The 18,422-nt window shown below is 62.6% G+C and carries 24 protein-coding genes; 2 read left to right on the forward strand and 22 right to left on the reverse strand.

The genetic code is table 11. The features are described from left to right. Positions 1-53: 53 nt before the first annotated feature. The 5 genes from MB84_RS22625 to petA all read right to left on the reverse strand — a co-directional run bounded on the left by MB84_RS22625 (position 54) and on the right by petA (position 4,035). A complete protein-coding gene (locus tag MB84_RS22625; protein WP_046289977.1) occupies positions 54-512 on the reverse strand; it encodes a ClpXP protease specificity-enhancing factor in 459 nt (152 codons plus the stop codon). 77 nt (positions 513-589) lie between these two features. Beyond that, on the reverse strand, positions 590-1,201 hold the full coding sequence (locus MB84_RS22630; protein WP_044457268.1) for a glutathione S-transferase N-terminal domain-containing protein: 612 nt from the start codon (positions 1,199-1,201) through the stop codon (positions 590-592). A gap of 82 nt (positions 1,202-1,283) precedes the next feature. After that, positions 1,284-2,003, reverse strand: coding sequence for a cytochrome c1 (locus MB84_RS22635; RefSeq protein ID WP_046289978.1), 720 nt, complete (start codon positions 2,001-2,003; stop codon positions 1,284-1,286). A 31-nt stretch (positions 2,004-2,034) separates the two neighbouring features. Next, the gene (locus tag MB84_RS22640; protein ID WP_046289979.1) at positions 2,035-3,420 is read right to left on the reverse strand and encodes a cytochrome b; all 1,386 of its coding nucleotides are present in this window, start codon (positions 3,418-3,420) and stop codon (positions 2,035-2,037) included. After that, positions 3,421-4,035 (reverse strand): ubiquinol-cytochrome c reductase iron-sulfur subunit, encoded by a 615-nt coding sequence (gene petA, locus MB84_RS22645; protein ID WP_046289980.1) that lies wholly within the window; start codon positions 4,033-4,035, stop codon positions 3,421-3,423. A 439-nt stretch (positions 4,036-4,474) separates the two neighbouring features. On the opposite strand from petA, the gene mscL reads away from it, so the two are divergent. Further along, complete coding sequence (gene mscL / locus MB84_RS22650) at positions 4,475-4,921, forward strand: large conductance mechanosensitive channel protein MscL (protein WP_046289981.1); 447 nt, start codon at positions 4,475-4,477, stop codon at positions 4,919-4,921. Positions 4,922-5,001: 80 nt separating this feature from the next. On the opposite strand, the gene MB84_RS22655 is transcribed toward mscL, so the two are convergent. Next, the gene (locus MB84_RS22655; protein ID WP_046289982.1) at positions 5,002-5,751 is read right to left on the reverse strand and encodes a Nif3-like dinuclear metal center hexameric protein; all 750 of its coding nucleotides are present in this window, start codon (positions 5,749-5,751) and stop codon (positions 5,002-5,004) included. 18 nt (positions 5,752-5,769) lie between these two features. On the opposite strand from MB84_RS22655, the gene MB84_RS22660 reads away from it, so the two are divergent. Beyond that, on the forward strand, positions 5,770-6,987 hold the full coding sequence (locus MB84_RS22660) for a Do family serine endopeptidase (protein ID WP_046289983.1): 1,218 nt from the start codon (positions 5,770-5,772) through the stop codon (positions 6,985-6,987). Positions 6,988-7,234: 247 nt separating this feature from the next. Here MB84_RS22660 and tatC read toward each other — a convergent pair whose 3' ends face one another. From tatC to hisG, 16 genes are all read right to left on the reverse strand, one after another. Further along, positions 7,235-8,029: a twin-arginine translocase subunit TatC gene (gene tatC / locus MB84_RS22665; protein WP_046289984.1), complete on the reverse strand. Its 795-nt coding sequence runs from the start codon at positions 8,027-8,029 to the stop codon at positions 7,235-7,237. 75 nt (positions 8,030-8,104) lie between these two features. Next, a complete protein-coding gene (gene tatB, locus MB84_RS22670; protein ID WP_046289985.1) occupies positions 8,105-8,647 on the reverse strand; it encodes a Sec-independent protein translocase protein TatB in 543 nt (180 codons plus the stop codon). Between the two features lie 12 nt (positions 8,648-8,659). Beyond that, a complete protein-coding gene (tatA, locus tag MB84_RS22675; RefSeq protein WP_039393592.1) occupies positions 8,660-8,902 on the reverse strand; it encodes a Sec-independent protein translocase subunit TatA in 243 nt (80 codons plus the stop codon). A 292-nt stretch (positions 8,903-9,194) separates the two neighbouring features. Continuing rightward, the gene (locus tag MB84_RS22680) at positions 9,195-9,569 is read right to left on the reverse strand and encodes a histidine triad nucleotide-binding protein (RefSeq protein WP_046289986.1); all 375 of its coding nucleotides are present in this window, start codon (positions 9,567-9,569) and stop codon (positions 9,195-9,197) included. A gap of 54 nt (positions 9,570-9,623) precedes the next feature. Beyond that, positions 9,624-9,941, reverse strand: coding sequence for a DUF4870 family protein (locus MB84_RS22685; RefSeq protein ID WP_046293168.1), 318 nt, complete (start codon positions 9,939-9,941; stop codon positions 9,624-9,626). A gap of 229 nt (positions 9,942-10,170) precedes the next feature. Next, positions 10,171-10,527 (reverse strand): phosphoribosyl-ATP diphosphatase, encoded by a 357-nt coding sequence (locus MB84_RS22690; RefSeq protein WP_046293169.1) that lies wholly within the window; start codon positions 10,525-10,527, stop codon positions 10,171-10,173. Positions 10,528-10,532: 5 nt separating this feature from the next. Then, positions 10,533-10,931: a phosphoribosyl-AMP cyclohydrolase gene (gene hisI / locus MB84_RS22695; protein ID WP_046289987.1), complete on the reverse strand. Its 399-nt coding sequence runs from the start codon at positions 10,929-10,931 to the stop codon at positions 10,533-10,535. 26 nt (positions 10,932-10,957) lie between these two features. Continuing rightward, entirely contained in the window at positions 10,958-11,731 is a 774-nt protein-coding gene (gene hisF, locus MB84_RS22700; protein ID WP_039393600.1) for an imidazole glycerol phosphate synthase subunit HisF, read from the reverse strand. Positions 11,732-11,769: 38 nt separating this feature from the next. Next, positions 11,770-12,519, reverse strand: coding sequence for a 1-(5-phosphoribosyl)-5-[(5-phosphoribosylamino)methylideneamino]imidazole-4-carboxamide isomerase (gene hisA, locus MB84_RS22705; RefSeq protein WP_046289988.1), 750 nt, complete (start codon positions 12,517-12,519; stop codon positions 11,770-11,772). A gap of 191 nt (positions 12,520-12,710) precedes the next feature. Further along, on the reverse strand, positions 12,711-13,352 hold the full coding sequence (gene hisH, locus MB84_RS22710; RefSeq protein WP_046289989.1) for an imidazole glycerol phosphate synthase subunit HisH: 642 nt from the start codon (positions 13,350-13,352) through the stop codon (positions 12,711-12,713). Next, entirely contained in the window at positions 13,349-13,975 is a 627-nt protein-coding gene (locus MB84_RS22715) for a MarC family protein (protein ID WP_039393607.1), read from the reverse strand. Before MB84_RS22715 ends, hisH begins: the two co-directional genes overlap by 4 nt. Positions 13,976-14,105: 130 nt before the next feature. Continuing rightward, complete coding sequence (gene hisB, locus MB84_RS22720) at positions 14,106-14,693, reverse strand: imidazoleglycerol-phosphate dehydratase HisB (RefSeq protein ID WP_039393608.1); 588 nt, start codon at positions 14,691-14,693, stop codon at positions 14,106-14,108. A 27-nt stretch (positions 14,694-14,720) separates the two neighbouring features. Continuing rightward, positions 14,721-15,785, reverse strand: coding sequence for a histidinol-phosphate transaminase (gene hisC, locus MB84_RS22725; protein WP_046289990.1), 1,065 nt, complete (start codon positions 15,783-15,785; stop codon positions 14,721-14,723). A gap of 55 nt (positions 15,786-15,840) precedes the next feature. Beyond that, positions 15,841-16,260, reverse strand: coding sequence for a hypothetical protein (locus MB84_RS22730; RefSeq protein WP_157122820.1), 420 nt, complete (start codon positions 16,258-16,260; stop codon positions 15,841-15,843). 169 nt (positions 16,261-16,429) lie between these two features. Continuing rightward, complete coding sequence (gene hisD / locus MB84_RS22735) at positions 16,430-17,752, reverse strand: histidinol dehydrogenase (RefSeq protein ID WP_046289992.1); 1,323 nt, start codon at positions 17,750-17,752, stop codon at positions 16,430-16,432. Further along, complete coding sequence (gene hisG, locus MB84_RS22740) at positions 17,749-18,402, reverse strand: ATP phosphoribosyltransferase (RefSeq protein ID WP_157122927.1); 654 nt, start codon at positions 18,400-18,402, stop codon at positions 17,749-17,751. Before hisG ends, hisD begins: the two co-directional genes overlap by 4 nt. Between the last annotated feature and the right edge of the window lie 20 nt (positions 18,403-18,422).

Consider the following 18,422-nt stretch of genomic DNA (forward strand, 5'->3'; position numbering starts at 1 on the left):
TTTCGCAGCGCGACGCGACACTCGAAAGTCTCGCGTCTCACCGCCGTGACGTATTACTTCACGACCTTCAGATGCGCACGTCCGGCATTGCTGCCAGCCGCGCCATTGCCACCGGGACGCGTAGGATCCGGGTCGTCGCCATCCGGCTCCTGCGCCGTCGGCACCGCTTCCAGCTCGGGGCTCTCGTCCGCAGACGCCTGCTTGTCGACCGGGAACGCCATGCCCTGACCGTTCTCGCGGGCATAAATCGCGAGCACGTTCGGCACCTGCACTTCCACCTTCTGCGAGATGCCGCCAAAGCGGGCGCTGAATTCAATCCAGTCGTTGCCCATCTGCAATCCGCTCGTGGCGTCGAAGCTGATGTTCAGCACGATCTCGCCATCTTTCACAAACTCGCGCGGAACACGCGTTCTGGCATCGACATGCACGGCCAGATACGGCGTGTACCCATTGTCGGTACACCACTCGTACAGCGCGCGCAGTAAATAAGGCTTGGTAGACGTTTCAGGCATATAACCAACTTATCCCGCCGCGAAACCCGTTCGCCATTCCCCGGCAAACCAGCCTCGCCAGCGGGCATATCGACACATTAGCGACGCATGACCTTTTCGGACGGCGTCAGTGCTTCAATGTACGCCGGACGGCTGAAAATCCGCTCGGCATACTTCATCAACGGCGCAGCATTCTTCGACAGTTCGATGCCGTAGTGATCCAGACGCCACAGCAGCGGCGCAATCGCCACGTCGAGCATCGAGAACTCCTCACCCAGCATGTACTTGTTCTTCACGAAAATCGGCGCAAGCTGCGTCAGACGATCACGAATCGACAAACGTGCCTTCTCGTGATTCTTCTCCGCTGCCTTGCCCTTCTCGTTCTCGAGCGCGCTCACATGCACGAACAGCTCTTTCTCGAAGTTGAACAGGAACAGACGCGCACGTGCACGCTGCACCGGATCGGCCGGCATTAGTTGCGGATGCGGGAAACGTTCGTCAATGTACTCATTGATGATGTTCGATTCGTACAGAATCAGGTCGCGCTCGACAAGAATCGGCACCTGACCGTACGGGTTCATCACCGCAATGTCTTCCGGCTTGTTGAACAGATCGACGTCACGGATTTCGAAATCCATGCCCTTTTCGAACAGAACCAGCCGGCAACGCTGGGAGAAGGGGCACGTCGTGCCCGAGTACAAAACCATCATAGCGCGTCTTCCTTAAAAACCAACGGGGCCGGGGCGGGAAACCGAGCTTCCCAAACCCTGGCCCCGTCGTACAGACGTTATTTTACTTCACGTCCTTCCAATAGGCCGAATTCAGGCGCCAGGCAAGTACCGTAAAGAGTCCCAGGAACAACAGAACCCAGACACCCAACTGCCGACGCGTTCGCTGCGCCGGTTCCGACATCCAATCCAGATAAGATACCAAATCCGCCATAGCAGAATCAAATTCCACCGGCTTCATCGTCCCTTGAGTGATTTGCACGAACTGCGCCGGACCATGCTCCGCCCCCTGCGCATGCTTGATTCCACGCTGGCCCTGCAACTGCCAGAACGGGTTCGGCATGCCCACATTCGGGAACGCGACGTTATTCCAACCGGTCGGACGCGAATCGTCCCGGTAGAACGTACGCAGGTAGGTGTACAGCCAGTCCGTTCCCCGGGCGCGGGCCTCGACCGACAGGTCTGGCGGGGCCGAGCCGAACCACTCCTTGGCATCCGCCGTGCGCATGGCGACGGTCATCGTCTCGCCGATCTTGTCGGTGGTGAAGAGCAGATTGTTCTTGATCTCCACCTCCGATAAGCCCAGATCCTTGAGCCGCGAATACCGCATCGACGCCGCCGAGTGGCAGTTCAGGCAGTAGTTCACAAACAACTTGGCGCCCCGCTGCAGCGACGCCAGATCGTCGATCCGGTTGGGCGCCGTGTCCAGCGCCCCACCCTCTTCAGCCAAAGCCGGCGCCGTGAAGCCACTCAGGAGCGCCAGGATAAGCAACAGTTTTCTCATCTTGATATCCCTAGTCGTCGTTTGAGTGCGCTCAATGCGCCGCGAAGGTCACGCGCTCCGGCACCGGCTTAAAGGTGCCGCGCTTGCTCCACAGCGGCATCAGCCAGAAGAATCCGAAGTAATACAGCGCGCCAATCTGCGAGATGGCAGTCTTCACGGGCGTCGGCTCCTGGATCCCCAGATACCCCAGCACCGCAAAAACAACGACGAGAATACCCAGCAACACCTTATGGAATCCCGGACGGTAACGAATCGACTTCACCGGGCTATGGTCGAGCCACGGCAGGAAGAACAGCGTCACCACCGCGCCGCCCATCACCACCACGCCCCAGAACTTCGCCTCGGTCAGGTACATCGCCAGCAGCAGCAACACCACACCGCCCGACGCCGCAACCTTGGTCGTGACGGCCGCGCGGCCCTTGATCCACCAGACCGCCGTGACCAGCACCGCAATGCCCATCAGCAGATGCTTGAAGTCATCGGTGGTGGCGCGCAGCATCGAATAGAACGGCGTGAAATACCACACCGGTGCGATGTGCGGCGGCGTCTTGAGAGGGTCCGACGGGATGAAGTTGTTCGCTTCCAGGAAGTAGCCACCCATCGTCGGCGCGAAGAACACGATCGCCGAGAAGACCATCAGAAACACGCCCACGCCCATGATGTCGTGAACCGTGTAGTACGGATGGAACGGAATCCCGTCGAGCGGACGGCCGTTGGCGTCCTTCTTGTCCTTGATCTCGACGCCGTCCGGGTTGTTCGACCCGACTTCGTGCAGCGCAATGATGTGCGCGACGATCAGCCCGATGAGCACCAGCGGGATCGCAATCACGTGGAACGCGAAGAAGCGGTTGAGCGTGGCGTCCGACACCACGTAGTCGCCGCGAATCCACAGCGACAGGTCCGGGCCGATGAACGGAATCGCCGAGAACAGGTTCACGATCACCTGCGCGCCCCAGTAGGACATCTGACCCCAAGGCAGCAGATAGCCCATGAACGCTTCGGCCATCAGGCACAGGAAGATCAGGCAACCGAACACCCACACCAGTTCGCGCGGCTTACGGTACGAGCCGTAGAGCAGCCCGCGGAACATGTGCAGATACACCACGACGAAGAACATCGAGGCGCCCGTCGAGTGCATGTAGCGGATGAGCCAGCCCCACGGCACCTCGCGCATGATGTACTCGACCGACGCGAACGCAAGGTTGGCGTCGGGCTTGTAGTTCATCACCAGAAAGATGCCGGTGAGAATCTGGATCACCAGCACCAGCATGGCCAGCGAGCCGAAGAAGTACCAGAAATTGAAGTTCTTGGGCGCGTAATACTCGGATGCGTGGTCTTTCCAGAGCTGCGTGAGCGGAAACCGGCGGTCGATCCAGCCCAGCAAGCCCGTCGTGTCGACTTGTTTGTCGGCGGCCATTTACGCTTCTCCTTTTTCGTCTTTACCGATCACGATCTTGGTGTCGCTCAGGAACATGAAACGAGGAACGTCGAGATTCTTTGGCGCCGGCTTGTTCTTGAAAACACGCCCCGACATATCGTAGGTCGAACCATGGCACGGGCACAGGAAGCCCGGATCCTGACCCAGGGCCGGGAGGCTGTTCGCCTGATAGGGACCGGAAGGGATGCAGCCGAGGTGTGTACAAACCCCGACGACCACGAGCAGATCCTTATGCTCGACACGCGTGCGGAATTCGTTCTTGGCGTAGTCGGGCATCGGAAAGGAAAACGTTTCCTTGGAGTCCGGATCGGCCAATGCGGCGGTCACTTTGGACAGCGAAGCCATTTCGTCCGGCGTGCGGCGTACGATCCACACGGGAAGGCCGCGCCAGGAGACCGTCATCTTCTCGCCAGGCCGTAGCCCGCCGATGTCGGCTTCAACGGGCGCTCCGCCAGCCTTGGCGCGCTCCGAAGGTTCGAGGGAACTGACGAAAGGAACCAGTGTTGCAACGCCGCCTACGCCTCCAGCTACGGACGTTGCAATCAAAAGGTTCCGGCGGTTGCTGTCGACGGCACGATTCTGATTGTTACTCATCACAAGCCCCACACGGTTGAATTTGTATTTCCGTCAACCTTAAATCATACGCGAGCGTAAATGCCTGCAACAACGGCAAAACGCCCCTGTCTCCTAGTGGTTTTCGCGTATTTTCAAAGGATTAACGTACCCTGCGGGTGGCTACCGCCCACCCGGGGTTTCGCTTTTGGGATGCTGCTCGAGAACCGCTATGATCGCCGCTTTCGTTGACGCGTGCACGACATTTAGTCATCATTTTCCTTGTCTCACCCCGGTGACGTCATGCGCGGCCTGTGGCAATCGCGTGACATCGATCGGCATCAATCGACCGACCGATCAACGTTATGCGTGCCGTCATCCCGAGACCCGCATGAGATTACCGGTCAATCAATGCCAATTCACGAGGGCTGGTACAGCGATGCTCCCCCAGGCCCCTCATTAAAAACAGCGGAGGAATGGCATGAGCTTCATGTCGGAATTCAAGGAATTTGCCGTCAAAGGCAATGTGATCGATCTGGCCGTCGGTGTGATCATCGGCGGGGCCTTTGGCAAGATCGTCGATTCGGTCGTCAAAGACCTGATCATGCCGATTGTCGGCGCCATCTTCGGCGGGCTTGACTTCTCGAGCAAATTCATCCTGCTCGGCGCCATCCCGCCGGACTTCAAAGGCAACCCCACGTCCTACGCCGACCTGACCAAGGCCGGTGTTGCCGTGTTCGGCTACGGCAACTTCATCACCGTCGCCCTGAACTTCCTGATTCTGGCGTTCATCATCTTCATGATGGTCAAGCAGATCAACCGCCTGAAGCGCCCGGAGCCGGAAGCCCCGGCCGCCCCGGCGCCCACCCCGGAAGACATTGTTTTGCTGCGCGAAATCCGCGACAGCCTCAAGAAGCAGAACGGCTGAGGCAGTCGCCAGCGCCGTTTGAAGCCGCCGCCCCTCGGGTGGCGGCTTTTATTACCCTGCCTTTATTGCTCTGCCCAACCTCAGGCCGGGTTCGGCATATCGAAGAATCGATGTTCGAGTCCGAAGCGTTCCGCGACATGCTCGCCGAGCGCCCGGGCACCGCCGCGCTCGGTCGCGTGATGCCCTGCCGCCAGATACCCCGCACCGCTTTCCATCGCGAGGTGCTGTGTCGGCTCGGACACCTCACCGCTGATGTACACGTCCGCCCCGGCGGCAATCGCCGCTTCGAAGAAGCCCTGCGCCCCGCCGGTACACCACGCCACCCGGTTCACCTGACGGCTGGGGTCACCCAGCACCAGAGGTTGGCGTCCCAGTTGCGCTTCGACGTGGGCTGCGAGGGCGGCGAGCGTCATCGGTTGCGCGGGTGCACCGAGCCATCCGAGCTGATCGGGGCCGAAACGGCCACCATCGTCGGCGAACCCCAACAGCTTGCCGAGTTGGGCGTTGTTGCCCAGTTCGGGATGTGCGTCGAGCGGCAGATGGTAGGCGAAGAGGTTGATATCGTTGCCGATCAGCAGCCCGAGACGCTTGCGCTTCATTCCGGTAATGCGGGCCTCTTCGTTCTTCCAGAAATAACCGTGATGGACGAGCACGGCATCCGCACCCCAGTCGCGGGCAGCCTCGAGAAACGCCAGGCTGGCGGTCACACCGCTGGCGATTTTCCTGATCTCGCTGCGTCCCTCGACTTGTAGGCCGTTCGGGCAGTAATCGCGAAATTGCGCGGTTTGCAGGGTATCGTTCAGATACAATTCGAGTTCAACACGATTCATATAAGGCCTCGCTTCTTCATGCTCAGACGCTTCTGGCTACTGTTCGCGCAAGCGGTCACCGTGCTGCTTGCGTTGCTCTTCATCATCGCCACTCTCAAGCCTCAGTGGCTGCAACGCCAGGGTTCGTTCGGCAAGCAACTCGCCAATCCGATCATCGCCTTGCAGGAAGTCGCGCCGAGTCTGTCCGACAAACCGGCAGCAGGCTCCTATGCGGATGGCGCACAAAAGGCCATGCCCGCGGTCGTCAGCATTTTTTCCAGCAAGGAACAAAAGCAGAATCGCGACCCGCGCCTCGATGATCCGCTGTTCCGCTATTTCTTCGGAGATGGCGGCGGCACGGTGCGTCAGGACCCGGTGTCGAGCCTCGGTTCTGGCGTGATCGTGAGCAGCGAAGGCTATATTCTCACGAATCATCACGTGGTGGACGGCGCCGACGAGATCGAAGTCGCCCTCGCCGACGGCCGCAAAGCCCGCGCCAAGCTGGTCGGCAGCGACCCGGAAACCGATCTGGCCGTGCTCAAGATCACGCTCGACAATCTGCCCGCCATCACCCTCGGGCGCATGGAACAGGTGCGCGTGGGCGACGTGGTACTCGCCATCGGCAACCCGTTCGGCGTCGGCCAGACGGTCACCATGGGCATCATCAGCGCGCTGGGCCGCAACCACCTCGACATCAGCACGTTCGAGAATTTCATCCAGACCGATGCCGCCATCAACCCCGGTAACTCGGGCGGCGCACTGGTCGACGTGAACGGCAATCTGCTGGGCATCAACACGGCAATTTACTCGCGCAGCGGCGGCAATATGGGCATCGGCTTCGCGATTCCCGTGTCGACGACGCGCTCGGTGCTCGAGAGCATCATCACGACCGGCGGCGTCACGCGCGGCTGGGTTGGTGTCGAACCGCAGGACATCACCTCGGACATCGCCGAGTCTTTCGGGCTGCAACAGGATTCCGGCGTCATCATCGCGGGCGTCGTGCAGGGTGGTCCGGCCGATAAGGCAGGCGTCCAGCCGGGCGACATCCTGACGAAGGTGAACGACGAGTCGATTCGCGACACGACCGAGTTGCTCAACGTCATCGCCCAGATCAAGCCGGGCACGCAGGCCAAGCTGCATGTCACGCGCAAGAAGAAGGAACTGGATCTGACGGCGACGATCGGCAAGCGTCCCCCGCCGCCCAAGCGCGCCGTGCAGGACGAAGACGACGGCAGCGACGAGAACAACGCCGACTGAAGTCCCGGCGCCCGCCCGATGGCGGGGATCAACGGGTGGAAACACCCCTGAGTAACAAGATAACGGCTGCGCTTCGGCGCGGCCGTTTTCGTTTGGGCATCCGAGCCGCGCAGGCATTCGATCGATACGTACGACCGACGGCAGTCGTCGACGCGCGATCACACGCAACCGACGCGCGCCGGGCTCAACCAACAAAAAAGCACGGGACGAAACCCGTGCTTCCTTGTGTAGACCCGGCAGGCGGCGATCAGGACGTCGCCTTGCCGTCCTCTTCGGTGTTCTCGCCGTCGGGGGCCTGCCCCTGTTTGACGAAGATCCGTGCGGCGATCAGGCCCAGCTCGTAGAGGATACAGAGCGGCACGGCCAGCAGCAGTTGCGAGAGGATGTCCGGCGGCGTGACGACAGCCGCCAGCACGAACGCTCCGACCACCACATACGGACGAATCTGCTTGAGCTTGGCGATGCTCACGACGCCCATGCGGGCAAGCACCACGACCACCACCGGCACCTCGAACGTCACGCCAAACGCCATGAACATCGTCAGCACGAAGCTCAGGTAATTGTCGATATCGGTGTTCATCTCCGCGCCAAGGGGCGCGTTATAGTGCGCGATGAAGTGGAACACCGTCGGGAAGACGAGGAAATACGCGAACGCCATACCGATCAGGAACAGCGAGTAGCTGCTCACGACCAGCGGCATGACCAACTTCTTCTCGTGCTGATACAGCCCTGGCGCGATAAACGCCCACACCTGATACAGCACGATGGGCAGCGCAATCACGAACGCGACCATCAACGTGACCTTCATCGGGACGAAGAACGAGCCGGTGATGTCGGTGACGATCAGCTTGCCGTCGGCGGGCAGCGATTGGGTGAGCGGGCGGGCGAGCAGCCGGAAGATGTCCGGGGCCCAGTAGACCAGCGACAGGAAGACCACGATCACGGACGTGCCCGCACGAATGATGCGGTTGCGCAGCTCGACCAGATGCGAGATGAAGGTCTCTTCGGTGCCCCCTTCGGGGATTTGTTTCTCGTCGCTCACGTCGACTTATCCAGGAATGAAGCCAGCACAGTGCCTGATGGCGGGAAGTTCGGCGCGATTATGCCTCGAAAGGCGTCAGAAGAACTTGATGGGCCGGCGCAGCTTGGCCGGCGTGTGACGCGCCACGCGCGCCGCACCCGACTGCACCTGCGTGCGCGTCGTGCTGGCCTGCTTGAACCACATGGGCGTTGCAGCCCGGCGCACACGCCAGTTGCGACGCTTGGGCTTCGCGCGCAGGCTCGACGTCACCACCGGCTCGGACAGGTAGCTATCGGAGTACCCGGTCGCAGCATCGGTACCGCCCCCGGCGATCTCGTTCGACGACGTGCCGGTGGCGCTCGCCCAGGCATCGTTGAGCGATGCCTCCTGCTCATGCAACTGCTTCTGAACGGTGTTCTGCGCGCTGCGGGCCGCGTCCTCGAACTGGCTGCGCATGTTGCGCAACTCGTCGAGTTCCATCTCGCGGCTCACTTCGGCCTTCACGTCGTTGATATAGCGTTGGGCGCGGCCAAACAGCGCGCCCGCCGTGCGCGCCACTTTGGGCAGGCGTTCGGGACCGATCACGACCAGCGCAACCACGCCGATCAACATCAGTTTGGAAAGGCCGAGATCGATCATGTCGACGCCGGCTTAGCCTTGCTTGTGATTGCTCGCGTCCTTGGCCTGCACGTCGATGGTGGTCGAATCGCGCAGTTCCTTGGCAGCCGCCGGATCTTCCTTGGACGGGGAGGCTTCGCCTTCCTTCATGCCGTCCTTGAAGCCCTTGACCGCACCACCCAGATCGCTACCCATGTTGCGCAGCTTCTTGGTGCCGAAAACCATCATCACGATCACCAGCACGATCAGCCAGTGCCAAATACTCAACGAACCCATGACCACTCTCCTTGCGTTTACCTACCTCTGCCGCGTCGCGACGAGGTTTTATCGAGCCCCACTGCGCAGGCCCTCCGGCCTTTGGCGTAGTGCGCTATGTTTGCCCCGTGTTACGCAACCATGTGCCCCATTGTGGCACATTGCGCGTCACGTCCAGCATCGTAACCGGGCGCGACGCCGGGTAGAAATAAATGTTTCGTGAAACCTTTCCCGACGCGCGAGTGCTGCACCGTTCCATCCGATAACGCGGCAAACCGTCGCGATATTCCCGGACTTCGCTGTCACGCCGACTCTACATGCGCTTCCACGGCCGCGGTCCGGCCAGAATGTGCATGTGAAGATGATAAACCTCCTGCCCGCCGCCCGGCCCGGTGTTCATCACCACGCGAAACCCGTTGCCGTCGATGTTCGTTGCGTCGCCATCGAAAGCGTAACCCTGCTCGCGGGCCAGTTTCGGCGCGAGCAGCATCATCTTGCCGAGCAGCGCCTGATCTTCGGGCTGGCAGTCCTGCAACGTGGCGATATGCTTGCGCGGGACCATGAGCAGGTGCAGGTCGGCGGCCGGATTGATGTCCTTGAACACCACGACGTCGTCGTCGCTATAGACCTGCGCGCTCGGGATCTGCCCGGCGACGATTTTGCAGAAGATACAGTTGTCGTGCGTCATGCTTGTGTCTTCCTCTCGAATGCTCTGATGAACCGAAGCGCCCCCCTGCGTCCGTCAGGCGCGCGCCGCGTACATGGGTTTGTTGTCGTTCAGATACAGCCAGCCCTTGACGATCCGGTACAGCGTCCAGATGCCCAGCACCCAGAGAATCGCGAACCCGACCACCACGACGGCAAGCGCCACGCCCAGTACCGCCCAGACCACCGACCACCAGAAGGTGCGGATTTGCCAGGTGAAATGCGACGCGTACAGCGTGCCGGCCGCGTCGTCGCGCTTGATGTAGTTGACGATGATGGCCACGATGGCGGTCACACCGCCAGTGAGCCAGAACAGCGCATACAGCGCGTAGAGCACGTGCGTGAGCTTGCGCATCGCGCGCTCCTGCTCCTCGCTTGGCGCGTTCGTGACCGTCGTCGTATTGACGGTATAGGGATGGCCCGGGCCGCCGGATTGTTGCGGATAGTTCATGAAGCGTCTCCTCTTGAGAGCCTGCGAGATGTCTCGGAATGTCTCGGGATGACTCGGCAGTGTCGGACAAATGGAGTGCAGGGAGCAAAGTGGGCTGGGGGTGCTGCCACAGAAACAGCAGCAGACGCCGATGTCAGTCCGCGTGTTCGCCGCGCGTGCCGCGCTGTGCCTTCTCGACAAGGCCCGACAGCCCTTCGCGACGCGCCAGCTCGGCGAGCACTTCGTTCGGGCTCAGGTCGTGGTGGGCCAGCAGCACCATGCAGTGAAACCACAGATCGGCCGTCTCGTTGACGAGCTTCTGACGCAGATCGTCCGCCCCGCCAATGCGAATGTCCTTGGCCGCGAGCACGACTTCGGTCGCTTCTTCGCCGATCTTCTTGCAAATGGCGTCGTCGCCCTTGTGAAACAGACGGGCAACGTACGACTTGTCGGGATCGCCGCCCTTACGCGACGCGATCACTTCGGCAACACGCTCGAGCGTATCGTTCATGGCAATCACTTGTAGATCTTGTTCGGGTCCTTGAGCACCGGCTCGACGGTGGTCCACTGACCTTCCGCGGCGTTGCCCTCGAACTTCTGGAAGAAGCAGGAATGACGGCCCGTGTGGCAGGCGATGCCATCGTTCTGCGTCACCTTGAGCAGCACGACGTCTTCGTCGCAATCGAGACGGATCTCATGCACCTTCTGCACGTGCCCCGACTCCTCGCCCTTATGCCATAGACGCTTGCGCGAACGCGAGTAATAGACGGCCTCGCCGATTTCCACGGTGCGCGCGAGCGCTTCGCGGTTCATCCAGGCGAACATCAGCACGTCGTTGCTGCCGACTTCCTGCGCGATCACGGGCACGAGGCCCTGCTCGTCCCAACTTACTTTGTCCAGCCAGTCTTGCGTCATGATGCGTCGAGTCCCGTTCAGAGGGCTTACAGACGTACGGAAATGCCCTTATCGGCCATGAAGCGCTTCGCTTCGCCGACGGTGTGCTCGCCGTAGTGGAAGATGCTCGCGGCCAGCACGGCATCCGCATGGCCTTCGGTCACGCCGTTGGCCAGATCGGCCAGCGAACCCACGCCGCCCGAGGCGATCACGGGAATGCTCACGGCGTCGGACACGGCACGCGTGAGCGCCAGATCGAAGCCGCTCTTGGTGCCGTCGCGGTCCATGCTCGTGAGCAGGATTTCACCCGCCCCCAGCGCCTCGATCTGTTTGGCCCAGGCCACCGCGTCGAGACCGGTGTTCTTACGACCGCCGTGCGTGAAGACTTCCCAGCGCGGCGCTTCGCCGTCGGCCGAGACACGCTTGGCATCGATGGCCACGACGATGCATTGCGAGCCGTACTTGGCCGCCGCGTCGGCGACCAGTTGCGGATTCGCGACTGCCGACGAGTTCATGCTGACCTTGTCCGCACCGGCATTGAGCAGACGGCGAACGTCTGCCACTTCGCGCACGCCGCCACCCACCGTGAGGGGGATGAAGACCTGCGCGGCCACCGCTTCGATGATCGGCAAAATGAGATCGCGCCCGTCGGAGGTCGCGGTGATGTCGAGGAACGTCAGTTCGTCCGCGCCCTGCTCGTCATAGCGGCGGGCGATCTCGACGGGGTCGCCCGCGTCGCGAAGTTCGACGAAGTTGACGCCCTTGACCACGCGGCCGGCCGTCACGTCCAGACACGGGATGATGCGTTTAGCGAGAGCCATGATGTTGGCACGCGAGACGGCCGCAGCCGTAGTCCCGCTTATGCCGCTCCTTCGGAAAGCTCGTCGGCACGCGTTTGCGCCGACGCGAAATTCAGATCGCCCGAGTAGATGGCACGACCGCAGATGACGCCTTCGACGCCCTCGCCTTCGACCTTGCACAGCGCATCGATATCGCCCAGATTCGACAGTCCGCCGCTGGCGATCACCGGCACGGTCACCGCCTGCGCGAGGCGCACCGTCGCTTCGATGTTGATGCCCTGGAGCATGCCGTCGCGACCGATGTCGGTGTAGATGATCGACTCGACGCCGTAGTCCTCGAACTTGCGCGCCAGATCCACGACTTCGTGGCCGGTGAGCTTGCTCCAGCCGTCGGTGGCCACTTTGCCATCCTTGGCGTCGAGGCCGACGATGATGTGGCCGCCGAACGCGCTGCAGGCATCGCGCAGGAAACCGGGGTTCTTCACGGCCGCCGTACCGATGATGACGTACGACAGACCGGCGTCGAGAAAGCGCTCGATGGTGCCCAGGTCGCGAATACCGCCGCCCAGTTGCACGGGGATGTCGGCGCCGACTTCCTCGATGATGGCGTGGATGGCCGCTTCGTTACGCGGCTTGCCAGCAAATGCACCGTTCAAGTCCACCAGATGGAGGCGGCGCGCACCTTGCTCGACCCAATGTCGAGCCATGGCGGCGGGGTCCTCCGAGAATACGGTGGCTTGATCCATGTCGCCTTGTTTAAGGCGAACACATTGACCGTCTTTAAGGTCGATGGCCGGGATGAGCAGCATAGGCAATCGTGAAACGTCGCTAGTGGGAAGTAAAAGGAATTCGCAAGTTACGCGGACAACATGAAACCGACCCCGGTCTTGCCGGACTTCGGCGCATCGGGATCGGTTTCGTCAACATGGCACAGTATAAGCCGTGATGGAGGGCACGCTCGGGAAGGAAACCGGATACCGGCGTGTCGCACGGGGCGTCATCAGGGCTTCCATTGTGCAAAATTGCGGTAAAGCGCAAGCCCCGCCTGGGCGCTCTTTTCCGGGTGAAACTGAGTGGCGAAGATATTGTCTTGGGCCACTGCACAGGTAAAGGGCACGCCGTAGACCGTCTCGCCGGCCGTCAGTTCGGGCTTCGCGGGCACAACGTAGTAGCTGTGCACGAAGTAAAAATAGCTGTCGTCGGGCACACCGGCCCAGATCGGGTGAGCGCCCTGCGTCTGACACACGCGGTTCCAGCCCATCTGCGGCACCTTGAAGCGCGACCCGTCGTCCTGCACCTGACCTTCGAGATCGAAGCGCACCACGCGGCCCGGCAGCAGGCCCAGCGCAGGGGTGTTGCCTTCGTCCGACATATCGAACAGCATCTGCTCGCCCACGCACACGCCGAACATCGGCTTGGTGGCGGCGGCTTCGACGACGGCCTCGCGCAGGCCCGACTCGTTCAGGCAGCCCATGCAGTCGCGCATCGCGCCCTGACCCGGCAGCACCACGCGGTCGGCGGCGCGAATCTCGGCGGCGTCGCTGCTGATGCTCACGTCGGCCTCCGGGGCTGCGGCACGCAGCGCCTGATAGACCGAGCGCAGGTTGCCCATTCCGTAGTCGACAATCGCAATCTTATTCATCTCAAACCCGGCAGCAGTATTTTCAAACCATCGATAATGAATTCCACGGCCAGCGCCGAGAGGATCAACCCCATCAGGCGCGTGCCGATGTTGATGCCGGTGCGCCCGAGCCAGCCTTCGATACGTCCGGCACTGCGCAACGCCACCCAGCACACTGCACCCACCCCCACGCCAATCGCCATGAGCGCCAGAATCTGCGCCCAGCCGTGCGCGCGGCCGGAGTAGATGATCACGGTACTGATCGTTCCCGGCCCGGTGAGCAGAGGAATCGCCAGCGGCACCACGGCGATGTTCGGCCGCTCCTCCGCTTCGTGACGCTCTTCCGCCGTCGCCCGCGTGTTCCCGGTCTGCGCGTTGATCATGTTCACCGCCATGAGCAGCATGATCACGCCGCCACCGACTTCCAGCGACGCAATCGAGATGCCGAAGAAGCGGATGATGGCCTCACCGAACAGTCCCGACCCCGCCACCACCAGTGCCACGGCAATCGCCGCAACGTTGATCGTGTGGCGCTTCTCTTCCCGCGTCTGCGTCGACGTCAGGCTGATGAACAGCGGAATCGCCCCGAGCGGATTGATCAGGGCCAGCAACGAAATGAAGAACTTGAAGGCGTCGAGCGTCATAAGGGGCACGCGGCGCCGGCGTTCGGCCGGTCGATGAATCTTCGCAGGGGCGCCGGACTCGCGTCCGGCGGGCTATCCGGCTGGCGACACTGGTCGAACCGGCGTCGCGAGCGCTACAGACCCGTCAATGTCAGAGGCTTCCCTTCGTGGACGGCACGACACCCGCAGCACGCGGATCGATCTCGACCGCCATGCGCAGGGCACGACCGAACGCCTTGAACACCGTCTCGCACTGGTGGTGGGCGTTGATGCCGCGCAGGTTGTCGATATGGAGCGTGACGCCCGCGTGATTCACGAAGCCACGGAAAAATTCGATGAGCAGGTCGACGTCGAAGTTGCCCACGCGAGCGCGCGTGAAAGGCACATGGAATTCGAGACCGGGACGACCCGAGAAGTCGATCACCACCCGCGAGAGGGCTTCGTCGAGCGGCACATAGCTGTGGCCGTAACGCACGATGCCCTTCTTGTCGCCGATGGCCTTGGCCACCGCCATACCCAGCGTGATGCCGACGTCTTCCACCGTATGGTGGTCGTCGATGTAGGTATCGCCCTTGGCTTCGACATCCATGTCGATGAGGCCGTGGCGCGCGATCTGGTCGAGCATGTGGTCCAGAAACGGCACGCCGGTATCGAGCGTCTTCCGGCCGGTGCCGTCCAGGTCAATCTTGACGCGTATTTGCGTTTCGCTGGTATCGCGAACGACTTCCGCAATGCGCATGATGGTGAGTTCTCGTCGTATAGCTTGTTAGAGTGATGCCGCCAGAGCCTTGGCCATTGCGGCATTCTCCGTGGGGGTGCCGACCGTCAATCTGAGGCAATTGGCCAGCAATACGTGCATTTTACCCACGTTTTTGATCAGCACCTTGTGCGCGAGCAGCCCAGCGTGGGTTTTGTCTGCATCCGGCACCCGAACGAGCAGGAAATTCGCGTCGCTGGCGAACACCGTCACCCCGGGAAGCGCCGCCACCGTGGCCGCCAGACGGGTGCGCTCCGCGCGCAACTCGGCCGCCTGCGCGTCGAGCACGTCGAGGTGATCGAGCATGAATTCGGCGCACGCCTGCGTCAGCACGTTCACGTTGTAGGGCGGGCGCACCTTGTCGAGCTGATCCAGCCACTCGGCGCCGCCCGCCACATAGCCCAGGCGAATACCCGCCAGTCCGAGCTTGGAGACGGTGCGCATCACCAGCAGATTGGGGAATTCGGGCAGACGCGGCATCCACGTCTTGCCCGCGAACGGTTGGTACGCCTCGTCGATCACCACCAGCCCGTTGCCTGCCGCGCGCACCAGCGTCTCGATGTCCGCGTCGGCGAACAGATTGCCGGTCGGGTTGTTCGGATACGCCAGATAGACCACCGCGCCGGGATGCGCCGCAATCGCGCCCAGCATCGCAGGCATATCGAGCGAGAAGTCGGCCGTGAGCGGCACGCCGACAAACTCGACACCCGCGAACCGCGACGACATCTCGTACATTACGAATCCCGGCATCGGCGCGATGACCGCCGCGCCCGGACGCGCCGTCGCCATCGCGATCATGCTGATGATTTCGTCCGAGCCATTGCCGAGGAGCAACTTCGCGCCTGCGGGCACGCCCATCGTGCGCGAGAGCTTCTCGAGCAGCGCCTGCGGGCGCGGCGCAGGATAGCGATTGAGCGCCACATCCGCCAGACGCTGCGCCAGCGCGGTGCGCAGCGCATCGGGCAGACCGTAGGGGTTCTCCATCGCGTCGAGCTTCAGAAAGCCGCTGGCATCGGGCACGGGATAGGTGCTCATAGCGAGCACATCGGGGCGAATCACTTGGTCGACGGACATGGCGAATCGAAGGCGAGGGGTATTGGGTTAGGGGCGCAGGGGCGGATGAACGGACTCAGTTGAACGCGAACGTCAGCAAGCCCGCGTCGGCGCCGTCGATCTTGACGGTGCAGCGGCGGCCGGTCTCCACGTTGCCAAGCGCGTCGGTGATGCGCTGCACGCGCACGCCCGTCTGCCACGACAACGCCTGCGCCACGGCCGGGCTCACCCGCGCGGGCGACTCCTCGGCCTCGCAGCGCATGGCGACGAGCCGGTTGCCAACGCGGCCGAACACGCCGTGCGCCACTTCGTCGTCGGTGCCGCGCAGCGCGGTCTTGCCGTCCAGACGCAGCACGTACACGTCGTTATCGAACGCCTGACGCCGCACGCACACCGTCATCTTCTCGACGGAGGCGCCCTCGAATCTGGCGTGCTGGCAATAGCTGCCCGCAGCGTGCGCCGCCGTGGCCGCCGTCAGCCCGAGACCGAACAGCAAGACCGTCCGTGCGACCGACCGTGCGACAGAGCGCAGCGCAGCCCGCGAGACGCGGGCTGGCAGCGAAACCAACAGGGGCAATGCGAGTGTGGCGTTTGCGCGGGTCCGACGCCGGGCAGTGGCCGGCGTCGAGGGACAATACGCGGGCCGCAGGGCGTCGTCGCGCATGTCAGGACTCGTGATGCAAACGGTATTCGGCGCTGCGCGCGTGCGCTTGCAGGCCTTCGCCGTATGCCAGTTCGGCCGCGATCTCGCCGAGCATGCGGGCACCGCCCTCGCTCACTTCGATGAGGCTCGAACGCTTGATGAAGTCGTACACGCCCAGCGGCGACGAGAAACGCGCGGTGCGCGAGGTCGGCAGCACGTGGTTCGGCCCGGCGCAGTAGTCGCCGAGGCTTTCGCTCGTGAACTTGCCGAGGAAGATCGCACCGGCGTGGCGGATCTTGTCGCCCCACTGCTGCGGCGTCTCGGCCGAGATTTCCAGGTGCTCGGGCGCGATCACGTTGGCGATGTCGCACGCTTCGGCCATATCGCGCACCTTGATCAGCGCGCCACGCCCTTGCAGCGACGCAGCGATCACCTCACGGCGCGGCATGTCGTCGATCTGACGCTCCAGCGACGCGTACACGCGCGCAATGTACTCGGCGTCCGGGCACAGCAGGATGGATTGGGCGAGTTCGTCATGCTCGGCCTGCGAGAACAGGTCCATCGCCACCCAGTCGGGATCGGTCGAACCGTCGCAGATCACGAGAATTTCCGACGGACCGGCGATCATGTCGATGCCCACAGTACCGAACACGCGACGCTTGGCTGCCGCCACGAAGGCATTGCCCGGACCGACGATCTTGTCGACAGCCGGCACCGTTTCGGTGCCATACGCCAGCGCGCCCACCGCCTGTGCGCCACCGATGGTGAACACGCGGTCCACCCCGGCGATGTGCGCCGCTGCCAGCACCAGCGGGTTCTGCACGCCATCCGGCGTGGGCACCACCATGACGATTTCCTTGACGCCTGCCACGCGTGCGGGAATCGCATTCATCAGCACCGACGACGGATACGCCGCCTTGCCGCCCGGCACGTAAATGCCGACGCGATCGAGCGGCGTGACCTTCTGGCCAAGCACCGTGCCGTCCGACTCGGTGTATTGCCAGCTGTGGCTGCCGCATTCGATGCGCTGCTTCTCGTGATAGGCACGCACACGCGCAGCCGCTGCTTCGAGGGCCGCGCGACGCTTCGGCTCAAGCCCTTCGAGGGCCGCCGCCAACACGTCGGCAGACAGCTCCAGCGCGCCCATGTCGGGGGCGCTGAGACGATCGAACTTGTTGGTGTATTCGATGACGGCAGCGTCGCCGCGCGCTTTCACGTCGGCGAGAATTTCGGCGGCCGCACGGTCGATGGCGGCGTCTTCGCTCGCTTCGAACGCCAGAACGTCGCGCAACTGCGCGGCGAATCCGTCAGCGGACGAATCGAGTTTGCGAATATCGAGTTTCATGCTGTTTGCCGGGACGCCTGCTCGAAGGCATCCAGAATAGGCTGCAAAGACTCACGCTTCAATTTGAGCGCAGCCTGGTTGATCACGAGGCGGGACGAGATCTCCATGATCTCCTCCACTTCCACCAGATTATTGGCCCGCAGCGTGCCGCCGGTGCTCACCAGATCGACAATCGCGTCGGCCAGACCCACGAGCGGGCCCAGCTCCATCGAGCCGTACAGCTTGATCAGGTCGACGTGCACGCCCTTGGCCGCGAAGTGTTCGCGCGCGGTTTGGACGTACTTGGTCGCCACACGCAGACGTGCGCCCTGACGTACGGCATTCGCGTAGTCGAAACCCTTCGGTACAGCCACAGACATGCGGCAACGCGCAATGTTCAAATCAATCGGCTGATAAAGGCCGCCACCGCCGTGTTCGATGAGTACGTCCTTACCGGCCACGCCGAAGTCGGCGGCCCCATATTGGACATACGTCGGCACGTCCGTCGCGCGCACGATGATCACGCGCAGATTCGGATCGGTCGTCGGCAGGATCAGCTTGCGCGAGGTTTCGGGATCTTCCGTCACCTCGATACCGGCCGCTGCGAGTAGCGGCAGCGTCTCCGTAAAGATACGCCCTTTCGAGAGCGCCAGCGTAAGCGGTTGGGCCAGCGGCTGGGCTGGCGTGGCCA

Origin of the sequence: Pandoraea oxalativorans (genome assembly GCF_000972785.3) — a bacterium.
Classification (GTDB): Bacteria; Pseudomonadota; Gammaproteobacteria; order Burkholderiales; family Burkholderiaceae; genus Pandoraea; species Pandoraea oxalativorans.